The 22314-nt window shown below is 64.6% G+C and carries 17 protein-coding genes; 12 read left to right on the top strand and 5 right to left on the bottom strand.

The window, feature by feature from the left end:
• Positions 1-85 precede the first annotated feature (85 nt).
• Both DW307_RS02740 and DW307_RS02735 read left to right on the top strand, forming a co-directional pair.
• Positions 86-2881, top strand: coding sequence for a hypothetical protein (locus tag DW307_RS02740; RefSeq protein WP_029266781.1), 2796 nt, complete (start codon positions 86-88; stop codon positions 2879-2881).
• Between the two features lie 132 nt (positions 2882-3013).
• Complete coding sequence (locus DW307_RS02735) at positions 3014-4150, top strand: acyltransferase family protein (RefSeq protein WP_029258292.1); 1137 nt, start codon at positions 3014-3016, stop codon at positions 4148-4150.
• 70 nt (positions 4151-4220) lie between these two features.
• Here the strand turns inward: DW307_RS02735 and DW307_RS02730 are convergent, their stop codons facing one another.
• The 3 genes from DW307_RS02730 to rfbB all read right to left on the bottom strand — a co-directional run bounded on the left by DW307_RS02730 (position 4221) and on the right by rfbB (position 7849).
• Complete coding sequence (locus DW307_RS02730; RefSeq protein WP_081860066.1) at positions 4221-5354, bottom strand: acyltransferase family protein; 1134 nt, start codon at positions 5352-5354, stop codon at positions 4221-4223.
• A 90-nt stretch (positions 5355-5444) separates the two neighbouring features.
• On the bottom strand, positions 5445-6851 hold the full coding sequence (locus DW307_RS02725; protein ID WP_029258290.1) for a sugar nucleotide-binding protein: 1407 nt from the start codon (positions 6849-6851) through the stop codon (positions 5445-5447).
• On the bottom strand, positions 6851-7849 hold the full coding sequence (gene rfbB, locus DW307_RS02720; protein ID WP_029258289.1) for a dTDP-glucose 4,6-dehydratase: 999 nt from the start codon (positions 7847-7849) through the stop codon (positions 6851-6853). The genes DW307_RS02725 and rfbB overlap by 1 nt, the downstream gene beginning before the upstream one ends.
• A 79-nt stretch (positions 7850-7928) precedes the next feature.
• Here rfbB and rfbA point away from each other — a divergent pair, with 79 nt between their 5' ends.
• Genes rfbA through DW307_RS02680 form a run of 8 tightly spaced genes read left to right on the top strand, consistent with a single transcriptional unit; the run spans position 7929 to position 16948 of the window.
• Positions 7929-8801: a glucose-1-phosphate thymidylyltransferase RfbA gene (gene rfbA / locus DW307_RS02715; protein ID WP_029258288.1), complete on the top strand. Its 873-nt coding sequence runs from the start codon at positions 7929-7931 to the stop codon at positions 8799-8801.
• Positions 8802-8804: 3 nt separating this feature from the next.
• Positions 8805-10721, top strand: coding sequence for a rhamnan synthesis F family protein (locus DW307_RS02710; RefSeq protein WP_136023855.1), 1917 nt, complete (start codon positions 8805-8807; stop codon positions 10719-10721).
• On the top strand, positions 10721-12682 hold the full coding sequence (locus DW307_RS02705) for a rhamnan synthesis F family protein (protein WP_136023854.1): 1962 nt from the start codon (positions 10721-10723) through the stop codon (positions 12680-12682). The genes DW307_RS02710 and DW307_RS02705 overlap by 1 nt, the downstream gene beginning before the upstream one ends.
• 4 nt (positions 12683-12686) lie before the next feature.
• Positions 12687-13607: an ABC transporter permease gene (locus DW307_RS02700; RefSeq protein WP_029258285.1), complete on the top strand. Its 921-nt coding sequence runs from the start codon at positions 12687-12689 to the stop codon at positions 13605-13607.
• A 2-nt stretch (positions 13608-13609) separates the two neighbouring features.
• Positions 13610-14815 carry an ABC transporter ATP-binding protein gene (locus tag DW307_RS02695; RefSeq protein ID WP_029258284.1) on the top strand — a complete coding sequence of 402 codons (1206 nt, stop codon included), beginning with the start codon at positions 13610-13612 and terminating at the stop codon, positions 14813-14815.
• Positions 14812-15825 (top strand): glycosyltransferase family 2 protein, encoded by a 1014-nt coding sequence (locus tag DW307_RS02690; protein WP_136023853.1) that lies wholly within the window; start codon positions 14812-14814, stop codon positions 15823-15825. Before DW307_RS02695 ends, DW307_RS02690 begins: the two co-directional genes overlap by 4 nt.
• Positions 15826-15857: 32 nt before the next feature.
• The gene (locus tag DW307_RS02685; RefSeq protein ID WP_231479881.1) at positions 15858-16580 is read left to right on the top strand and encodes a glycosyltransferase family 2 protein; all 723 of its coding nucleotides are present in this window, start codon (positions 15858-15860) and stop codon (positions 16578-16580) included.
• The gene (locus DW307_RS02680; protein WP_029258281.1) at positions 16577-16948 is read left to right on the top strand and encodes a DUF2304 domain-containing protein; all 372 of its coding nucleotides are present in this window, start codon (positions 16577-16579) and stop codon (positions 16946-16948) included. Before DW307_RS02685 ends, DW307_RS02680 begins: the two co-directional genes overlap by 4 nt.
• A 125-nt stretch (positions 16949-17073) precedes the next feature.
• Here DW307_RS02680 and DW307_RS02675 read toward each other — a convergent pair whose 3' ends face one another.
• Complete coding sequence (locus DW307_RS02675) at positions 17074-18558, bottom strand: DUF2142 domain-containing protein (RefSeq protein ID WP_029258280.1); 1485 nt, start codon at positions 18556-18558, stop codon at positions 17074-17076.
• Positions 18559-18739: 181 nt separating this feature from the next.
• Between DW307_RS02675 and DW307_RS02670 the strand changes: the two genes are divergently transcribed.
• On the top strand, positions 18740-19819 hold the full coding sequence (locus DW307_RS02670) for a glycosyltransferase (RefSeq protein WP_051670920.1): 1080 nt from the start codon (positions 18740-18742) through the stop codon (positions 19817-19819).
• The gene (locus DW307_RS02665; RefSeq protein WP_136023852.1) at positions 19816-20895 is read left to right on the top strand and encodes a UDP-N-acetylglucosamine 2-epimerase; all 1080 of its coding nucleotides are present in this window, start codon (positions 19816-19818) and stop codon (positions 20893-20895) included. The genes DW307_RS02670 and DW307_RS02665 overlap by 4 nt, the downstream gene beginning before the upstream one ends.
• A gap of 3 nt (positions 20896-20898) precedes the next feature.
• Here the strand turns inward: DW307_RS02665 and DW307_RS02660 are convergent, their stop codons facing one another.
• Positions 20899-22176: a lipopolysaccharide biosynthesis protein gene (locus DW307_RS02660; protein ID WP_051668007.1), complete on the bottom strand. Its 1278-nt coding sequence runs from the start codon at positions 22174-22176 to the stop codon at positions 20899-20901.
• Between the last annotated feature and the right edge of the window lie 138 nt (positions 22177-22314).

Below are 22314 nucleotides of genomic sequence, written 5' to 3'. Positions count from 1 at the left end.
CGCAAAGTGTGTAACAGTGGCATCATCCCGCAACTTCCGTCACACTGGTCACATGTCTCGACGTGCCCCACGCTCGCGAAACACCATGAGGTTCCCCCGACTCCTCACCTGTTTCCTCGCTGCCTTCGCCCTTGTCATCGGCACTGTGGTCCCCGCCACCGCCGCAACCGCATCCGTCTTGGCGAGCGGCACGAGCGTCACGCGAGCAGCCGCCGATCCTGTCTCCGCCGGGATGGTGAAGACGACGCTGGCCGGATTCGATGCGGGAAACATCATCAGCGATGCGGTCTTCACGAACGCGGGAACGATGACGGAGGCGCAGATCCAGGCGTTCTTCAACAGCAAGGTTTCGAGCTGTCAGAGTGGCTACGTCTGCATCAAGGACTTCTCGATCACCTCCGTCACCCGCCCGGCCGACGCCTATTGCAAGGGCTATACCGGCGCGGCCAATGAGTCGGCCGCGAGGATCATCTACCGCGTCGCCCAGTCGTGCAACATCAACCCGCAGGTGCTGATCGTCATGCTCCAGAAGGAGCAGGGCCTCATCACCCACACCTGGCCGAGCGCGTGGCGCTACAACATCGCGTTGGGACAGGGCTGCCCTGACACGGCGCCCTGCGATCCGAATTACATCGGCTTCTTCCACCAGATCTACGGTGCCGCGCGTCAGATGCAGATCTACATGGAGGGCAAGTGGTTCCAGTGGTACGCGCCCGGCAAGACCTGGAACATCCTCTACAACCCCAACGCGAACTGCGGCAGCTCGCCGGTGTACATCGCGAACAAGGCGACGTCGGCGCTCTATTACTACACCCCCTATCAGCCCAATGCCGCGGCGCTGCGCGCCGGGTACGGAGAGGGGGACGGCTGTTCGGCATACGGCAACCGCAACTTCTACAACTACTTCACCGACTGGTTCGGCCCGACCCAGGGGCCGAGAGATGATCCGATCGGGGTCGTGGAGTCGATCGAGGCACTCCCCGGTGAGTATCGGGTGCGCGGTTGGGCGTTGGACCCCAACTCTGCGGAGAGCATCGGCGTGCACGTGTACGTGGGGTCGGCCGGCTACGCCTACACGGCGGACGGAGACCGCCCCGATGTCGGAGCGTCGTACCCCGGCAAGGGGAGCAAGCACGGGTTCGACGTCAGGATTCCCACTTCCGCGTCGGGCGGTATCCGGATCTGCGTCTACGGGATCAATGTCGGGGCGGGCGGAAACTCTACTCTCCGCTGTGAGGAAGTCATCGGCAAGACCGGTCCGCCCGTGGGGGCGCTGGAGGCCGTGGCCGGCGTCGCCGGCGGGGTAGAGGTGTCTGGCTGGGCTCTCGACCCCGATACCGCGGGCTCGATCGGAGTCCATGTCTACGTGGGGTCCTCGGCGACCGCGCTGGTCGCGAGCCGGCCGCGGAACGATGTGCGCGATCAGTACCCGCTCTACGGCAATGCTCACGGGTTCGGCGCGACCATCACCGCGCCCGCAGGGCAACAGTCCGTGTGCGCATACGGCATCAACGTCGGTAATGGTGGAAACGTGCTGCTCGGGTGCGCCACTGTGACGGTGCCCCCGGCGAAGGACCCGGGGCGTGCTCCGATCGGACACGTCGAGAGCATGGCCGCGGGTCCCGGAGGCGCCACGATCTCGGGGTGGGCGTACGACCCGGACACGACAGCATCGATCGATATCCGCATAGAGGTGGACGGCGTCGCCAAGAACTACCGTGCGGACAAGGATCGACCCGATTTCGGGGCGGCATATCCCGCGATGGGCTCACGCCACGGATTCAACGAGTTCGTGTCGATGTCCGTGGGATCGCACCAGGTCTGCGTGTACGCGATCAATGACGGTGCGGGCGGCAATCCGCTGATCGTGTGCTCGACCGTGAAGGTGACGTCGCCTGTCGATCAGGGGCGAGTGCCGAAGGGGTTCGTTGAGGGCATCGTGCCGGGGGCCGGCGGCGCGACGGTCACGGGATGGGCTTTCGATCCGGACACGACTGATCCCATCCAGGTGCACGTGTACGTCGATGGCGTGGGCAAGGCCTACCTCGCAGACAAGGCCCGCGCAGATGTCGCTGCTTCCTACCCGGGAGCAGGGCCACGTACCGGATTCAGCGAATTCGTTCCGATGTCGATGGGAACCCACCAGGTCTGCGTGTACGCGATCAACAACGGCGCCGGTGGCAATCCGCTGGTCTCCTGCACCAGCGTGAGGGTCACCGCGTCCGTGGACATGGGGCGTGTACCCCTCGGTTTCGTCGAGAGTATCGCCCCGGTGAACGGCGGCGCGACCGTCAGCGGTTGGGCGTTTGATCCCGACACGATCGATCCGATCCAGGTGCACGTCTACGTGGACGGTGTGGGCAAGGCCCTTCTTGCGGACAAGCCCAGACCAGATGTCGCGAAGTCGTATCCCGGCGCGGGGCCGAACACCGGCTTCACCGAGTTCTTCCCGATGTCGGAGGGGAGTCATCAGGTGTGCGTCTATGCGATCAACACGGGGAGCGGTGGCAACCCGTTGGTCGTCTGTTCCACCGTGAAGGTGAGCGCCCCCGTGATCGTCGACAAGGGCCGCGCGCCCGTCGGTTTCGTCGAGAGCATTGTGCCGGGTGCCGGAGGCGCGACCCTCACCGGCTGGGCGTTCGATCCCGATACGACGGACCCTATCCAGGTGCACGTCTACGTCAACGGGGTCGGCACGAGTTTCCTGGCCGATGGCGAACGCCCCGATGTCGGGGCAGCCTACCCGGGCGCCGGCTCGCGCCACGGTTTCAGCAAGTCGGTCGCGATGCCGTCCGGATCGAACCAGGTTTGCGTCTATGCGATCAACAACGGAGCAGGCGGCAATCCTCTGATCGTGTGCTCCACGGTGAGAGTGCCGTGACCTGCCGTTGATCCGCCGCGACAGCAACGTGCCGACGCTGAGGAGGCCGCTCCCGAACCTTTCGGGGGCGGCCTCCTCGCCGCCCCGCTGTGGTTAGACTCCATCGGGCATCCACCATCCAGAAAGACGGACGTGCGTAAGACCGAACTCGACTCCCTCCGTGGGCTGGCCGCACTTGCGGTCCTCCTCTATCACGCCACCGCTGCGTCGATCCCGGCGTTCTTCGACGGCGCGGAGCTTCTCCCGGTCGAGGGCTTCTGGAACAATGCTCTGATCTACTCGCCGTTGCGGATCATCACCGCGGGGCCGGAAGCGGTGTGGTTGTTCTTCGCGCTGTCGGGATTCGTGCTGGTTCGTTCAGCGGCGCGACCCGGATACCGTTGGGACGCCTACTATCCCAGCCGTATCATCCGCCTCTACCTCCCCGTCATCGGTTCGGTGCTGGTGACGGCGATGGTCTTCTGGCTCATTCCGCATGTCTCCAGCCCTGAGTTCCATCGGATGGTCATCGGACTGCCCACGACGTACACCGTCGAGAGTGCGCTCGAAGACGCGACGCTGCTGACGGGTACGAGCATCGCCAACGTCCCTCTCTGGTCCCTGCAGTGGGAGGTGTTGTTCTCCCTTCTGCTGCCCGTGGCCGTGCTGCTCGCGCGCCGGTTCCCCTGGATCTGCGCGTCGCTCGGTCTCATCGCATCGATCGCCAGTGTGTGGACCGGCTCGATGTTCCTCCTCTACATGCCCATGTTCCTGATCGGAGCGGTACTGGGCTACCACTGGGAGAGGATCGCCGAGCGATTCACGGGGCTGCGTTCCACGACATTCGGCGGGAACGTCGCGTGGGCGTCCCTCTTCGTCCTGGCCGTCTGCCTCATCACGGCTTCTTACACGTTCGACTTCGTCATCGACCGTGAATCCTATTGGAGCACGAACCTCTTTGCGAGCCTGTTCACTGTTTCCAAACTTACGGGGATCGTGTTGCTGCTCGTCGTTGTCATGCTCTGGACCCCGCTGCGGTCACTACTCCAGCTGAAGCCCTTCGTTGCGCTCGGGAAGATCTCCTTCAGCCTGTATCTCACCCATGGACCGATCGTGATCGGGATGCTCTTCCTGTTGGGGCCGGGCAAGCGCACCACGATCGTCCAGATCGTCCTGAGCCTCGCTGTCGCCGTCGCGTTCTATTACCTGGTGGAGAAGGGCGCGCACAGACTGTCCCGCCACGTCGCGCAGCGTATCCGCGCTGAGGATCGGTCCGTTCTCGCAGCATGATCGACGTGGTAGTCGACGCTGAGAAGATCGCCGGCCCACCACCGGGGAGCGCCATGACGACTAGGGGGTGTCAGATGCTCACGGCCGATGCTCCGGCCGATTCCCTGCGCTGAATCGACCGGTTCAGGCGGCGCGCGAGCCGGTGGATCGGCCGTTCGAAGGCGTAGTAGAAGCCGATGGCGATGGCGAAGCTGGCGACCACCGTGAGGATCGCGGGCACGGCACCCACGCCGATGGCGAAGCCCATGGCGATCATGATCGGCCGATGTACGAGATAGAGACTGAACGAGATCGTTCCGAGGAAGACCATCACGCGAAGCGAGAGCAGCCGGCTCAGAGGGCTCCATTGCACGCTGAGGATGGTGAGGAGCACGATGCCGGCCAGAGCGAACGGCATCGTGGCCAGGCGTGGATCGATGCCTATGGACTGCAGAGGGCGACCGACCAGGAAGAACGATGTCATGCCGCAGATCGCCACGACCACGAGGACGAGTCCGCTCGAATGCGCGATCCATCCACCGCCTCGGAGGAATGCGAATGCCCGACTGATCTGGTCCCAGTACTGCGCCAAGAGGGCTCCGAAGAAGAACATCGGCATGTACGAGAGGAGCTGGTTGCTGACGCTCCAACCGATCCCGCAGCCCACGATCGCGACGAGCGTCGCCCAACCGGGAAACCTGCGCACCAGGTAGAGATAGACCGGTAGGAGAAGCGAGAAGACGACCTCCCACTGCAAGGACCAGAGGACGCCGATACCGTTGCTCGTCCCTCCGAGCAGCGTGGCGTCGTAGACGATCTCCGACCACTCGTAGTTCTTCGGGAGGGAACTGATCACGATGTTGTCGCCTGGTTCGACGACGTGCGGAATCAGGACGTAGGTGAGCCACGCGAAGAGGATGGCGAAGAGTACGGGCCCGTACAAGCGAAGCATGCGACTGGGAAAGTACGCCGACCACGTGAAACCTGGACGCGTCGCCGCCTTTGTCAGCGCGAATCCTGAGAGGACGAAGAAGAACCACACAGCCTCGGCTCCCAGCCAGATGATGTGCAGAGGAGAGAAGATGAGGATGTTGAAGATCGTGCGGTCTGCCGGCAGAAGATCGATGCCGGCCTGCAACGTCGCCCAGTTCAGCGCGAGGACATGGTACAACAGCACCGAGATGGCGGCCAGACCGCGCAACGAGTCGAGTTCAGGATTTCTGATGGGTCAACCTCGGGGAGAGACGAACGCGACGGCGCGGAGAGCCACTTCTGTGCGAGTGCGACCGTCGACAAGATGGGTGCCCGAGTGCGGTCAATCGAGATACGCGGCGAGCGAGTCCAGCATAGGGGAGGGGGAGAAGCCCGTCGCGCTGATCCGGTCGAGGTTCAGCACGCTGTTGCTCGGACGGGGAGCGATCGGACCGGAGGCCGAGGAGAAGTACTCCTCGGTGCTGACTCCTGTCACGCGGGCGGCATCGTGTCCGGTGGACGTGAAGACGGTCTTGGCCAGCTCGGCCCAGGTCATCGGCGAGCCGGTTCCGGTGAGGTTGTAGACGCCGTACTCCGGACGAACGGACAGAAGGTGCTGCACCCCTGCCGCGATGTCCGCGGTGAAGGTGAGGCGTCCGGTCTGGTCGTCGACGACCTTCGGGTCGATGCCGCGCTCGGCGAGCGAAGCCATCGTCCGGACGAAGTTCTTCCCCTCGCCGATCACCCACGACGTGCGGATGATGTAGTGCTGCGGAACGGTGGAGACCAGAGCATCGCCGGCGGCCTTCGTCTGCCCGTACACGCCGAGCGGGCGCACGGCGTCGGTTTCGGCGTACTCGCCGGCCTTGGTGCCGTCGAAGACATAGTCGCTCGACACGTGCACGAGAGTGATGGCGTTCTCCGCAGCGATCTTCGCCAATGTTGCGACTCCGGTGACATTGGCAGCCCACGCATCTGCGCGTCCCTCGGGCGTCTCGGCCGTGTCGACCGCGGTATACGCCGCAGCATTGACGATCGTCGCGTAGTCACGCCAATGGCGAGCAGAAGAGAAGGAGGGGTCTGCGAGATCGAGCTCATCGCGCCCTGCGTACTCGTATTCCGGGGCATCGCCGAAGAGTTCTCGCAAGGCGCGTCCCAGCTGACCGTTGGCGCCGATCACGAGCGTCTTCTTCGGCGGAATCGGAGTGACGTCGGCAAGTCGCGGGTGGGCGAGGTCCTTCGCGGAGATCTCGACCTCGGACAACGGGATCGGCCATTCGATCGACGCGGTGTCATCGGCGAGGTTCAGGAATGAGTACTCCGCATCAGCGGACCAGTGGTCGTTCACCAGGTACACGTACGCGGTGTCTGCCTCGAGCGTCTGATATGCGTTGCCGACGCCGCGGGGCACGAAGATCGCCCGAGACGGGTCGATCTCCGCGGTGAAGACGCGACCGAACGTCGGGCCCTCTCGCAGGTCGACCCAGGCGCCGAAGATGCGTCCCGTCGCCACCGACACCCATTTGTCCCACGGCTCTGCGTGGATGCCGCGCGTCGTTCCGATCGCGTCGTTGAAGGAGATGTTGTTCTGCACCGGCCCGAAGTCCGGCAGCCCGGCCGCGATCATCTTCTCGCGTTGCCAGTTCTCCTTGAACCAGCCGCGGGAGTCCCCGTGAACAGGGAGGTCGGCGAGGAGCAGCCCGGGGATGTTGGTCTCTGTGACCGTGAGTGCCTTGCCGAACTCCGTCATCACTGCCCCTTCGACGCGTAGAACGACTCTGTGGCGTCCTTGGAAGGCGCCCACCAGGCCTCGTTGTCGCGGTACCACGCGATAGTCGATGCGAGCCCGGACTCGAAGTCGCCGAAGGTCGGCGTCCAGCCCAGCTCGGTGCGGAGCTTGGTCGAATCGATCGCATATCGCAGGTCGTGGCCCGCTCGATCTGTCACGTGGTCGTAGGCGTCCGCCGGCTGACCCATCTCGGTGAGGATCAGCTCGACGACGGACTTGTTGTCCTTCTCGCCGTCAGCGCCGATCAGATAGGTTTCACCGATTTCGCCCTTGCCGAGGATGGTGAGCACGGCGGAGGAGTGATCGTCTGCGTGGATCCAGTCTCGGACGTTAAGGCCAGCGCCGTACAACTTGGGCCGGATGCCGCGGATCACGTTCGTGATCTGACGCGGGATGAACTTCTCGACGTGCTGGTACGGACCGTAGTTGTTCGAGCAGTTCGAGATGGTCGCCCGCACCCCGAACGAGCGCACCCAGGCGCGGACGAGAAGATCGCTACCGGCTTTGGTGGAGGAGTACGGGGACGACGGGTTGTACGGCGTCTGCTCGGTGAAGCGCTCGGGATCGTCGAGCTCGAGATCTCCGTACACCTCGTCGGTCGAGATGTGGTGGAACCGGCGGTCATGGCGTCGCGCGGCCTCGAGCAGCGTATAGGTGCCGATGATGTTCGTGTCGAGGAAAGGGCGCGGATCGTGCAGGGAGTTGTCGTTGTGGGACTCGGCCGCATAGTGCACGACTGAATCGACATCGGCGAAAAGGCTGTCGACCAGCTTCGCGTCGGCGATGTCCCCCTCCACGAAGCGCACGCGGTCGCCGGGGAGTCCGTCGAGCGACGCTCGGTTTCCCGCATACGTGAGCTTGTCGAGCACGGTGACGTGGGCATCGGTGTTCTCGATGACGTGGTGCACGAAGTTGGAACCGATGAAGCCGGCGCCGCCGGTGACGAGCAGTTTCTGCATGACCATCAGCGTACCGGGTGGGGGTGCGGAGGATTCGGGGCGTTTGTTCAGGTGACCGCGATCAGGGAGACTGGTGTTCATGCGTGGCATCATTCTCGCCGGCGGCACAGGCTCCCGGCTCCACCCGATCACCCTCGGCGTCTCGAAGCAGTTGGTTCCGGTGTACGACAAGCCGATGATCTACTACCCGCTGTCGACCCTGATCCTCGCGGGCATCCGCGACATTCTGATGATCACGACGCCACATGATGCGGAGTCGTTCCAGCGGCTGCTCGGCGACGGCTCGAAGTTCGGGGTCTCGATCACGTACAAGACGCAGCCGTCTCCGGACGGCCTCGCTCAGGCCTTCATCCTCGGCGAGGAGCACATCGGAGACGAACCGGTGGCGCTCGTCCTGGGGGACAACATCTTCTACGGCCAGGGCATGGGCACACAGCTGCGCCAGTACACCGAGCTCGAGGGTGGCGTGGTCTTCGGCTACTGGGTCAACGATGCCACCGCGTACGGAGTCGTCGAGTTCGACCGCGAAGGCAAAGTGGTGTCACTCGAAGAGAAGCCTGCGCAGCCCAAGAGCAACTACGCGGTACCTGGCCTCTACTTCTACGACAACGAGGTCATCGAGATCGCCAAGGCGCTCAAGCCCTCGCCCCGCGGTGAACTCGAGATCACCGACATCAACCGCGAATACCTCGACCGCGGCAAGCTCAAAGTGCAGGTTCTCACCCGCGGAACAGCGTGGCTCGACACCGGAACTTTCGACTCGTTGGCGGAGGCTACCGACTTCATCCGCACCGTGGAGAAGCGGCAGGGCCTCTCGATCGGCTGCCCGGAGGAGGTCGCCTGGCGCATGGGCTTCCTCACCGACGACGAGCTGCGAGAGCGTGCCGAGCCGCTTCGCAAGAGCGGCTACGGAGAGTACCTTCTCAAAGCACTGCAGCAGGGAGGCCGCTGAGTGATGCCGAACGGCGCCCTCCCGGCCCCGCGGAGAGCCGTCGTCTACGCTCTCGCCGGTGATTCGCGAAGCCTGGAACCGACGGCGTCCACAGCCCTCGCCACGCTTTCGGCGCACGCGACCAGGGTGGTCGTGACGGTGCCGGCCTCGGTCAGCGATGCGGAGTCGCGTCTCGCCCACCTCGATGTGCAGCTCGTCCCCGTCGACACCGAGCGCTTCACCCCGACGAACTACCGGGATGCGCTTGATGTTCTCAAGCCGCTGCACGGGGAGATCGATGAGATCGTGCTCACCGGCGACGGTTGGTTCGGCCCTCTCGATTCCTTCGATGCGATGCTCGAGCGCATGGATGCGATTCCTGGTGACGGATGGCAGGCCTCCGAGATCATGGGAGACCTCGACGCTTCGTTCCCAGAACAGGGGCATCCGCTCGTGGCCATGCCGTGGGCCTGGTTCGTCGCACGTCGCTCTCTTTTCGAGAGTGCGGCGTGGTCGGCATTCTGGGACGAGGCGCATCGTATCCCGAATCCCGTCGAGTCGGAGCGGGTCATCGCTCCCAGGCTTGCTGCCGCGGGCCACCGCATCGAGTTCGCCTTCCCCGGGGATGCCTATCCGACGGGAAATGCACCCGCGCACGTCGCCGATCTCCTGATCGAAGACGGGTATCCCTTCCTCGACCGCGGCGTGTTCGCGTGGTATCCGTCTTATCTCGATCGGCACGGCATCATCGGTAGCGACATCCTCGATGTCGCGGAGACGCGTGGGTTGGACCGCGACGCGACGCTGAGCGCGCTCGCCCGCTCGGTCGCTCCGCGCACCCTGAATGCGAATGCGGGGCTCCTCGAGATCGCGTCGCAGAAGAGCGCCACGCCCCGCGCGGATACGAGCGGCCTCCGCGTCGCAGCCGTCGTCTATGCCCGTGACCTCCCGGCCTTCGAACAGCTCTGCGGGAAACTGGGTAACCTTCCCGCCGGGTTCGACCTGATCGTCACGACGACCGACGGGCGTAAGGCCGCGCGTATCGAGCGCTTCGTCGAGTCTCGGGACCTGGGCAATGCCGGACTCGACGTCCGCGTGACTCCCTCGCGCAAGGGGCGCGACATGGCCGACTTCTTCGTGGGATGCCACGACCTGCTCCTCGAACGCGAATACGACGTGCTCGTCAAGGTGCATGCCCGCAAACACGTCAAGAAGACGCTGAACATCGTGCGGTACTTCACTCGGTACCAGACCGAGAACCTCCTCGCATCGCCGGAGTACGTGCAGAATCTGCTCGGTGAGTTCGCTGCGAAGCCTCACCTCGGTGTCCTCTTCCCGCCGACGATGCACATCGGGTACTCCATCCTCGGTTCCGGCTGGGGGGGTGGGCGCTATCGCATCACCGCCGCGCGACTGGCCCGCAGACTCGGAGTGCATGTGCCTCTCGAGACGATCTCTCCCCTCGCTCCTTATGGGGGGATGTGGATGTGTCGGCCCGAGGCTCTCGCGTCTCTCGCCGAGCTGCGTCTCAGCTACCGTGACTACACGTCGAGCGGCCCGGTCAAGGATCTCGCCCGCGTCCAGGAACGCCTGATCGCGCACGTCGCCGGTGCGGAGGGCTACTACGCCGAAACCGTGCTCACTCCCGAGCATGCGGCGATCAGTCACACCGCGATCGACTACAAGGTGGATCAGCTCTTCTCGACGACACGCGGCTACCCCGTCGATGCGATCACGTTGATCCAGCGCGCGGGGAGGATGAGCGGGAGTGGCGCCTTCGGGCTCTCGCGCATGTATCTCAACATGAACCACCCCGTGCTCGCGGCGATCGCCAGCCCGGCATACAAGGCCGCCTACACCGCGATCTTCGTGGCCAAGTTCGGCCGTCGCGTGCTCCGATACGCGAAACGCCGCATCGACAACTACCGGGGAGGATTCTGATGAGAACCGCCGAACTCACCACCTTCCCGACGCGGGACGCCGCGCGCTTCCCCGATGGTGGGCGGCGCCTGCTCATCTATGTGGTCTATGACCGGCGCGGCGAAGTCGAAGACTACGTGCCGTACGCGTTGAAGGATCTTCGACGCTTCTGCGACACGATCCTCGTCATCTCCAACGGCGCCCTCGCGCCGGCAGGACGCGCGACGCTCGAGACCGTCGCAGACGAGGTGATCGAGCGTGACAATTCTGGGTTCGACATCTGGGGCTACAAGCACGGTCTCGACCACGTCGGCGAGGCGATCAGCGATTTCGACGAGGTCATCCTCGCCAACGACACCTGGTTCGGCCCTGTCCGGCCCTTCGACCCGGTGTTCGAACGCATGGATCGTCAGGAGCTCCATTTCTGGGGGATGACGGACCACGTCCGCGTCGAGCCGAACCCTTTCACGCACCGCGATTACCTCGCCTACCATCTCCAGTCGTATTGGCTGGTGGCTCGCAAAGAACTCGTCGCCAGCGTGGAATGGATCGACTACTGGGCCAACCTCCCGGCCATGAACGCCTACGAAGACGCGGTCGTCAAGCACGAGGCGATCTTCACCGAGCGCTTCACGTCGTACGGCTTCATCGGTGAGGTGGCGTTCCCCAGCATCACCGACAAGGTCGAGAACCACGCCGTGCTCTATGCCGAGCAGCTGCTCGACGCGGGGTGCCCGACGCTGAAGCGGCGTCCGTTCTTTCAATGGCCGCCCTACCTGGACCGCCTCGCGGTGATCGGCAAATGGACTCTGGACGCCGCAGCGCGCTACGGGTACCCGATGGAGATCCTCATGCAGGATCTGGCGAGGAACGTCGAGCCGAGAACGCTGAACGCGGACGCCGCTCTGCTCGACGTGATCCCCGAACACGACACGAACTACGACAAGAATTCGCCGTTGCGCACATTGGCGATCGCCCACATCTACTACCCGGAGCTCGCACCGACGATGCTCGACGGGCTCGACCGGCTCCCTGGGGACTACGACCTGATCGTGACGACCGCGGACGAGGGGCGAGCGGAACAGATCCGCGCCACTCTCGCGACCCGCACTCCTCGCGGCGCGGTGGATGTACGAGTGGTCGAATCGAACGACGGACGAGACCAGAGCGCGTTCCTCATCACCTGCCGGGAGGAGCTGCTCAACGGCGGCTACGAGCTGGTCGTGAAGATCCACTCCAAGAAGACACCACAGGACGCGTTCAACCCCGGCCGGCTCTTCGCCCGGCAGCAGTTCGGAAACCTGTTGCCCAGCTCCGGCTATGTCGCCAACGTGGTCGCATTGTTCCAGCGCGAGCCGGGTCTGGGCCTCGCCTACCCGCCGATGGTGCACATCGGCTATGGGACCATGGGGCACGCGTGGTGGGATAACCGCGCGCGATTCGTCGAAGTCGCTTCCGACCTCGGCATCCGCGTTCCAACCGACCAGCTTTCGCCTCTCGCTCCGTTCGGGTCGATGTACTTCGCGCGCCCGCAGGCTCTCCGTCTCCTGCTCGAGCCGGAATGGAGTTTCGAGGACTTCGGAGGCACCGAGGAGTACAAGGACGGTGGTCACGCACACGTGCTCGAGCGGATGCCTTCGTATGCGGCGGGTGAGCTCGGATATCACACCAGGACGATCGCCACTCCGGCGTACCTCGCGAGAAGCTATACGGCACTCGAGTACAATCTCGATCAGATGTCCAGCACCCTGATGGACACGACGATGCAGCAGATCGAGCGCATGCGCGCGGCCGGCGACTTCGGCGATGGGCGTCTGGAAGATTTCGCGTACATGTACGCGCGCATGAACAAACCCGAGCTCGAGCCGCGATTCCGCGCTGCCTTTGCGAGAGTCGCACCGTGGCGACGTCGTCTCGGCAGGCTGCGCCCCTCGCGAATCGTGCGCAGACTCTTGCCGAAGCCCGGCAGCAAGGGAGCATGAACGCATGACAGAGGCAACGCCGTCGGCGGCGAGCGCGAGGTTCGCGCGCATCGCCGAGATGCCCATGAGGAGCATCGGGGCAGTAGGTAAGGGGGCCTCGGGAGGTTTCCTCGGACCCTTCCGCGAACTCGTCGATCACCGAGAGATGCTCTCGCTTCTGGTCAAGCGCGACCTCAAGGCCCGATACAAGGACTCGGCTCTCGGGTTCCTGTGGGTGCTCGCACGGCCGCTCATGCAGCTCGCGATCTACTTCGTGGTGCTCGGCCACTTCCTGGGCGCTGCTCGCGGCATCCCCGATTTCGCCATCTACGTCTTCGCAGGTCTGACCGCGATGGGTCTCTTCCAGGAGATCCTCGTCGGCGGAACGGGATCGATCCTGGCCAACGCGGGACTCGTCAAGAAGGTCTACGTCCCGCGCGAGGTCTTCCCGCTCGCGAGCACGGGTGCCGCCTTGTTCAATTTCGGCGTTCAGCTGGTCGTGCTCGTGATCGCGACATTCGCCATCGGCAAGCCGCCTCTGCACGCAGGTCTCATCTATTTCCTTCCCGCGCTCGCCCTCATCGTCGTCTTCGGGCTCGCGCTGGCATTGTTCTGCGGCGCAGTCAACGTCTACCTCCGGGACACCCAGTACCTCGTCGACGTGATCACGATGCTGCTGTTCTGGGCCTCCCCGGTCGTGTATTCCTGGCAGATGGTGTCACAGCTCGTCACCGTCCCTTGGGTGATCGAGCTGTACACGGACAACCCCCTGACCCTTGCGGTGCTCGGGTTCCAACGGGCGTTCTGGGTCTCCGGCGACGCCGTCGAATGGCCGGACAACCTCATGATTCGCATGCTCATCGCGTTGATCGTCGGCGTCGTGCTGCTCTTCGTCAGCCATCGTGTCTTCCTGCGCCTGCAGGGCAACTTCGCGCAGGAGCTTTGAAAATGACAGAAAGCACGACACACGTCTTCGATGTGCCCGCACCCGAGGTGATCCGGGTCGCCAACGTGTCCAAGCGCTTCACGGTGCGAAAGGACTCCTCGCTCAAAGAGCGAGTCGTCACCCTCGGTCGCGCCGGGAGACAGCATCGTCAGGATTTCTGGGGCTTGAGTGACGTCAGCCTCGGTATCAGCGCCGGCACGACGATCGGCCTGATCGGCCACAACGGTTCGGGCAAGAGCACACTGCTCAAGGTGCTGGGTGGCATCATCCAGCCGACAGAGGGAACCGTCGAGCAGCGCGGGCGCGTGGCCGCTCTTCTCGAGCTCGGCGCTGGCTTCCATCCCGACCTGACGGGCCGGGAGAACGTCTTCCTGAACGGTTCGGTTCTTGGCCTCAGCAGAGAAGAGGTGGAGGAGCAGTTCGCCGCGATCCTCGAGTTCTCCGGCGTCGGCGATTTCATCGACACACAGGTGAAGTTCTACTCCTCCGGCATGTATGTCCGGCTGGCGTTCGCGATCGCCGTGCACACGGACCCGGACATCCTGCTCGTCGATGAGGTACTCGCCGTCGGCGATGAGCAGTTCCAGGAGAAGTGTCTCGCGAAGATCCGCGAGTTCCAGACCGAGGGCCGCACGATCATCATCGTGAGCCATGCCTTGGACCAGATCTCCTCGCTCTGCGACCGTGTCGTCGTCATGGACAAGGGCAAGCTCGTCTACGACGGGATCCCGGTGACGGCGATCGAGCGGTTCCGCGAACTTCTCGCGGAGAACGCCGTCGGACAGGCGCGACCGGATCAGATCTCCCGCGCACTCGAGATCCGCTCCATCGAGATCCTCGGGAAGAGCGGCACGGACATCGCCCAGCTCCGGGCGGGTGACGACGTCAACCTGCGCGTCGACGTCGAGATGCTTCGACCGATCGAGCGCTGGGCGATCGGGTTCAGCGTCGATTCGTCGCTGGGGCAGATCGCACTCGCATCGAACACCGACATGCTCGACATCGAGCTCGCGCCGCTCACGGCATCTCGCGACGTGTCGATCACCTTCACGACGGACGGGCTCAGCCCGGGGCATTACTCGATCAACGTGAACGCGTCGGGAATCAGCGAACCGACCTCGCACGGCCTGATGAACGGCGCGGAGTTCGAGATCCTGGGCGATGTTCTCTCCGTCGGTCCTGTGGCGACATCCGTGCGCATCACATGAATGCGGAGAAGACCCCGCGAGGCCCGCTGGTCTCGATCGTCGTGCCGGTCTACAACTCGGGCGTGCATCTGCTTCCGTGCGTCCGCTCTATCCTCGCGCAGACTCACGAGAACATCGAGGTCATTCTCATCGATGATGGATCGACGGACGAATCCGGAGCACTCTGCGACGCATTGGCTCTGGAAGACCGCCGTGTCGTCGTGCGCCATCAGGCGAACGGCGGCATCGCTTCCGCGCAGAACGCGGGTGTCGATCTGGCGACGGGAGAATTCATCACCTTCTGCGACAACGATGACCTCATGGCGCCGCGCATGCTGGAGCGCCTCGTGGGCCTGAACGAGTCGACAGGCGCCGACATGAGTTGCTGTCGGTGGCGGAACATCGGGGCGAGCCAGGGAGAAGCCGAACTGGCCAAGCACAGCGATGACCCGTTCGGGACGTCGATCGTCTTCCACGACGCGGCCAGGGCCTACCAGACGGTGTTCTCCGTCGCCGTGCGTCGCCTCTTGCGAGTGGAGCTCAAGTACTTCAGCGAAGCGAACTGGGGGAAGCTCTACCGGTCGCACCTGTTCGAGGGGGTCCGGTTCCCTGATGGGCGCTACGCTCAGGATGTCGCCGTCGCGATGACGCTGTATGAACGTATGTCGAAGGTCGTGTCCTGCAGTGATGCGCTCTACTACTGGCTTCAGCGTGGAGACAGCGTGTCGCACGCGGTGAAGTCGACCCGCTACTACTCCGACATCGTCCATGCTCATCTGGCCTCTTTCGACACGGCGCTGCGCATGGGAATCACCCCGGCCCGGGCATATTCGGGTCTGAAGACCCTCCGCTTCGAACGCCGCAGCGCGACGACAGCGCGGGATCGCGCGATCTACTCCGAAGATGTCGCGGCGGTACGCGCGCGGCTGAAGCGGTTGAGCCTCGGGCAGCGGCTGCTGTGCGCGGTGCTGTATCTTCAGCGCGCGATCGAGGTGCAGATCTACAACAGGACAGTCCATCGGCGTCGCTGACGTCGACGGCATCGCTATTAGGATGGCTAACCGTGGCGAAAGTGAATGAACGAGTGTTGGTGATCGTTCCCGCGTGGAACGAGGAGAAGAACGTCGGCCACACTGTTGCGGAGATCCTCGATGCCGACGACCGATATGACGTGATCGTGGTGGATGACGGATCGACCGATGCCACGGTGGCGGTCGCCAAGGCCGCCGGAGCCACGGTGCTCCCGCTGCCGTTCAACCTCGGCGTCGGTGGAGCGATGAAGACGGGGTACACCTACGCCCAGCGGCACGGATATGAGCGCGCGATTCAGGTCGACGCGGACGGCCAGCACAATCCCGCGAACATCGCCGAGGTTCTCGGAGGCCTTGAGAAGGCAGACATCTCGATCGGCGCGCGGTTCGCAGAGGTCGGTGACTATGCGGTCCGCGGGCCTCGCAAGTGGGCGATGCTCTTCCTCGCCTCCGTGGTCTCACGAGTGGCAGGTACCAAGCTCACCGACGTCACCAGCGGTTTCCGCGCGGCCAACTCCCGTGCGATCGCGCAATACGTCCGCTACTACCCGGCGGAGTACTTGGGTGACACCATCGATTCGCTCGTCGCCGGCGCTCATGCCGGTCTCACGGTGACGCAGGTCCCCGTCGCCATGCGCCCGCGTGTGCACGGGCGTCCTTCGCAGGGTGCGATCGGTTCCACCATCTATCTGTTCCGTTCCGTGTTCGCACTCGGGCTCGCGCTGATGCGCGGACGTCGAAAGGCCACCGCATGATCGTCTACGTCGGTATCGCGTCGGCCCTGTTCATCCTGGCCATCATCGTCTGGATGCTCCTGAGCAAGCGCCTCCGCGAAAAGTATGCGGTGCTCTGGCTCATCATCGGCGTCGCGATGCTCATCCTCACGGTGTTCCCGGACCTGCTCTTCTGGCTGTCGAACGTCCTCGGAGTCCAGGTGCCGTCGAACCTGCTCTTCGTCGGTGCGATCGCCCTCCTCGTCGGTGTCACCCTTCACCAGTCATGGGAGCTCTCCACCGCAGAGGACGAAACGCGACGAGTGGCCGAAGAAGTCGCGATCCTGCGTGCGGAAGTCGACGCGCTCAGGGCCGAGGGCGCGACTGGCGGGAATCAGATCCGCGACTGACGCGGAACGTCGCGTCAGTCGGCCCCGTGATGATCGCCGGCTCCACCGTCTCTCCGCAGTGCCGCGTCATCACGGTGTGTCGACTCCGTGGCCTCGGCCGAAAGCCGCTCGCACCGGGTTCGCCTTCACGCGCGGGCGAGCTCCGGTTCTTCCATGACGCGCAGGACGGCGCGGTTTCGACTGCTCCAGGCGACCCACGCAAAGGTCGTCAGCGCGATGGCGAAGGCGAGAGAGCCGACGACCCAGACCGTCATGGGTGAGATCGGCGTATTCCACCACCATTCGGCATCGCGGTCGAGGTTCAAACCGGGGTTGTCGAGCCCAGTGATGTAGCGGCGCATATTGATGTTGAGCGCCAGGCTGTTGGCCACCGACAGACCGGCGACGACGATCATCAGCTGCACTCGGCTCATCGAGACGTTCGCTCGACGCAGGCCCACAAGGGCGATTCCGACGAACATGATCATCATCGGGTACACGTAGCGCGGCTGCACGCCGGTTCCGACCATTACCCCCTCCCGAACGAGGATGTACATCGGGACCACGATGAGACCAGCTGCCACTCCGGCCAGCGCGAGCCATTTGCGCGGAGTGCCTTTCTTGAAGCCCCAGAAGACCACTCCGGCCACCATCGACACCGACGTCACCCAGACAAGAGGCGGCATCGGCGTGTCGAACCAGCCGAGGCCCCAGGAGCCGAGGGCGCCGGCCCAGAGGAGGGGGAGCAGCTGCAGGTTACCGACGATCAGCTGGTAGAGGCTCTGCGCTCCGCGCTCCGTCTCGGCCGTGAGGACCCCGGACTGCCCACTGGTCAGGAACAGCGATGCCGCGATGATAACGAGGGCGACAGGCAGGAGGAGCTCGAGCAGGAACCGCTTGTCACGACGCCAGCCGAGCACGATGGCGACGGCAACGGCGAGGACACCGTACGCGGCCGAGTCGCTTCGCGCGCCAGCGCCGATGACCATCAACAGGACGGCCAATGCCGCGAGACCGATCTTCTTGCGCCCGGTCTGCACAAAGAAACCCCACGTTGCCAGCCACAACCCGCAGGCCTGGATGATCGACCAGGAACTCGGATTCACGCTGGGGATCAGGAAGACGCCGAGCGGCACCAGGGCGACCAGTGAGCCCCACACCACGAGGTGCCTCATTCGCCACGGCAAGAGGAAGAAGAGGGCCGTCAGGACGCCGACGAAGAGCAGAGCGTTGATGGAACGCATGAGGATGATGGACACCGAGAGGTCCGGTCCGACGAAGGTGGTCATGACCGCGTAGAAGACAGGCGGGTAGCCGTTGTCCAGCCAGTTACCGCGGGTGGTCGGCTCCATGTTCGTCTCGTCGAGCGGGCAAGTCGCCGCCTGGCCGGAGTGGAAGGCGAAGCAGGCAGCGGCTTTGACGACATCGCCAGGGAGCTCACGGGTCGTCGCATCCTCGGTCAGCTCGCACTGTCCATCGACGGGACCGGACGCGCACCAGATGCTGCCCATATGGTAGTCCTCGTCCGGGCTCGAACCCGGAGGGGAGGAGACTCCCCAGGCGAGCAACGCGACAAGCAGCGCGAGGGGGGCGAGAACTGCTGCAACGATCTGTCGAGTCCGGCGGGTCATCGCGGAGGGGCTCCTCGTTCAGGGAAGCGACGCTGCCGACGAGTTGTTTCGGTGGCACAGAAAGTCGCGGGTATTGTTGGGTGGTGCGTGTTTACCGTGTCCCATCATATCTGCGTGCCCGGCCGCCACTTGGATGCACCGCCGACGTTGCACGGGCGCCATCACCGGCAGGGTCTGTGCGATGACGCTCGCTGGTGACACGAGCGTGAGCGTTGTCATCCCGTCGTACAATTCGGCGCGATGGCTCCCGTCGACTCTCGACGCTCTGGCCGTCGCGGTACGCCAGGCCGATGCGGGCGTCGAGGTGATCGTCGTCGACGACGGCAGCGATGACGGGTCTGGCGGTGTCGTCGAGCGGCTGGCCGCCGATTTCCCCGGGGACCTCGTGGTGGTGCGCCAAGAGAACAGTGGACGCTTTCTCGCACGCTGGGCCGGGATCGAGCGGGCACGAGGGGAGCACATCCTCCTCCTGGATTCGCGCGTCATCATCGCACCGGGCGCACTCTCGTACCTTCTCTCCGCGGTCGCCGCCGATCCGAAGCCGGCCGGGTGGAACGCTCACGTCCACACCGACCCTGCCTCGCCTCTCGTCGGCCGCTTCTGGGAGGTCCCGACATTCGTGTTCTGGGGTCGGTATCTGCGCGATCCTCGCCCGTATGACCTCACGCCCGCCACTTTCGACTCTGCGCCGAAGGGGACGGGCGCCTTCCTCGCCCGGAAGGAAGTCCTCGTCGCGGCGTTCACGCAGGCTTGGCCCGAGGGCGATGCCAAACTCATCTCCGATGACACCAAGATCCTGCGGTGGATAGCCCAAAACGGTGGAATCCGCCTCGATCCCGGCTTCTCTGCGACGTACCGTCCTCGGACCACAGTCGGCGGCTTCGTGCGGCATTCATTCGACCGGGGGACGCTGTTCGTCGACAGCTATGCGGGCACCTCGGCGGTCCGCTCGATCGTGCTGCTGCTCGCAGCGATCGGCCCGATCCTCGCGATCGCCGCGATCGTGTGGCTGGCCGTCGCCGGGAGCGGAGTCGTGGCTCTCGCCCTCGTCGCGGTCCTGGTGCTCCTCTTGCTCGCCCCACTCATCCCCGCGGCGATCAATCGATGCCCGCCGCAGGCCCTGCTGTCATACGTCACCTACATCCTGGTCTTCCTCGTCCCGTTCTGGAGCGGCCTCCTCCGAGGTATCGTCGTCCATCGTGGCGCCTTCCTCGATCGATCGAGATCCCAGGGACCCGTTGCCGGAAAGGCGCATCAATGATCATCTTCATCTACGGAACGACCGCCGAAGCGATCAAGATCGCCCCGGTCGTCCGCCGCTTGACCGACAAGGGGATCCCGGTGCAGCACTGGGTGACCCAGCAGCACACCGAGTCGCTGCGAAAGGCGATGCCCGAGCTGGGCTTCCCCGCGCCGACCGAAGTGATCGCCAACGGCTTCCGCGGCAAGCCCCTCAAGTCTCCGGTGCAGATGCTCGGGTGGATGTTCGACGTGGCCCGCTGGTCGGTCGGTAACATCCGCCGCATCCGCAAGACACTCCCTGCGGACTCGGTCGTCATCGTCCACGGTGACACCATGACGACGGTGCTCGGAACGTTCATCGGACGTCGACTCAAAGTGCCGGTCGCGCATGTCGAGGCCGGTCTGCGCTCCGGCAACTGGCGACACCCGTTCCCCGAGGAGCTCGACCGACGCATCGTCGGGCGCTTCGCCGATATCCACTACGTGCCCACTGAAGAGGCAGCGGAAAACCTCACGAAGCAGCGCAATGTCGTGCTGACGCACGGGAACACGGCGAAGGATGCCGTGCGGGATGCGGCGGGGGACGCCGCCGCCGAGACGGAACCCTACGGCCTGGTCCTGCTGCACCGTTTCGAGTTCATCTCCAACGCGGCACTGGTGACCGAAACGCTGCAGACGTTGGATGCGAACACACCTTTGCCCTTGCGTCTCATCGTCGATGCATACTCGCGAGACGCGATCGAGCAGACGATCCGTGACCTCGGTCTGACGAAGTTCACGGTGATGCCCAAACTCGAGCACAGCCAGTTCGTCGCCGCACTGCGCTCGGCCAGCTTCGTCGTGACCGACTCCGGGGGAATCCAGCAGGAGGCCGCCGTGTTCGGCATTCCGACCCTCGTTCACCGTAAGGTGTCCGAGAGCCGTGAGGGTATCGGCACCAGCGCGGTCCTGTCGGGCTGGGAGCAGAAGGCCGTCGCCGATTTCCTGGCGAACGCAGACGACTATCGGGTCATCGACGTCGACCCGGGGGCATCGCCATCCGACATCATCGTGGCAGATCTCATCTCTCGCGGCCTCGCGAAGCCCGCGGTCTGAGCCCTAGGCGACGAGCGTGCGCCGGAGGCGCCGTGCGTTGCGCATGTCGATCGCGAAGAAGGCGACCAGCACGACCGTGCCGATCGCCGCGTAGGAGATCAGCATCGCGGTCAGGTTCGGGATCGTGAGAGTGAAGGCGATCCACTGTGCCACGGCGGCGGCGACGAGAAGGGCTGCTGCGCCTCGCGATGCCGAGCTGGTCATCTTGATCATCATTCCTTGAGCGGCGATCCAGGGGAGATACGCGAGCGCGGTCGGTACGAGCAGGTCCGCCGCCGGCGCGTAGTCGGGCTTGTAGATGAGGCCGATGATCCAGTCGCCGAGCACGAGGAACACCAGGATCATCACGATGCTCGTCGCAAGGGAGAGCCCGAGTGTGGCGAGCACTCCGATGCGGGAGAGCGCCGGGTTGTCGCGGTGCTTGACGAAGCGCGGGAGCAGATAGAGGGAGAGGGTCGAGGGCAGCAGGAACCCTGTCTTCACGAGCACGATGGCCGAGGCGTAGAAACCTGCCAGATCTTCGGGGGCACCGGCCCGGAGGAAGATCACATCGGAGCTCGTCAACCAGGCGAAGGCGACGCTGAGCACCACGATCGCGATCCCGGACGAGGTGAAGACGCCGTTCCGGGGCCGCGGCACTTTTCTCGCTGTCCAGACGCCGCCGACGACAGCGACGACGAGTGCCGCGAGAACCGCCCCCATGATCCCGCCGAGACCGGTACCGACGGAGATCGCCAGAACGGCGAAGAGCACGCGGGCCACCTGCGAGAAGGTGGACCACCAGACGGCCTGAGCGACCTTGCCCGATCCTTGCAGCAGTCCCATCGCGTCGGCGAAGACGAAGCTCAGTGGAATCGTCGCTGCGGCGGCCAGGATGACGAGGGGCGTGGTGTTGAGCGTCGATGCGAGCCACGGCGACAGGACCGCGACGACGGCGCCGCCTCCGAGTCCGAGGAAGATCGCATCGAGCGGCCAGTGCTGTTCTCGTCTGGGCGTGTCTTCCGACGCGGAGAGAGCATGAGCCGTCTGGACGGTGATGGTGCTCTGAAGGGATGCGCTGCCGATCGCCGCGACGTTCACGATCACGAGGAAGGCCGCGAGGAGGCCGAGATCTGCGGGGGAGATGAATCGAGCGCTGACGAGCTGGAACGCGAACGAGGCCACGATGCCGAGCACGCTGGCGACGCCCACAGCCATCAGGGCCTTCGCGTGAGTGCGAACGTGAGAGCGCATCCCCGGTGCCTCTGGACGCGGTTCGATCGCCGATTCGTTCTCAGCCATCTGCCGATACTCCTGACCTTGTTCGCGCGCTCATGCGGGCGCGACGCGTGGGCGCACCGGTATCTGCGCCGCCGCAATGATACTCGGCGGGTCTGGGCGCCGGCTGTCGGGCAGCGCGCTCACACAGGTTCCCGGGCG

The sequence above is a fragment of the Microbacterium sp. K27 genome (assembly GCF_004794435.1).
Lineage (GTDB): Bacteria > Actinomycetota > Actinomycetes > Actinomycetales > Microbacteriaceae > Microbacterium > Microbacterium maritypicum_A.
Note: the sequence above shows the minus strand (reverse complement) of the source record. Positions and strands in the feature narration are given on the sequence as shown.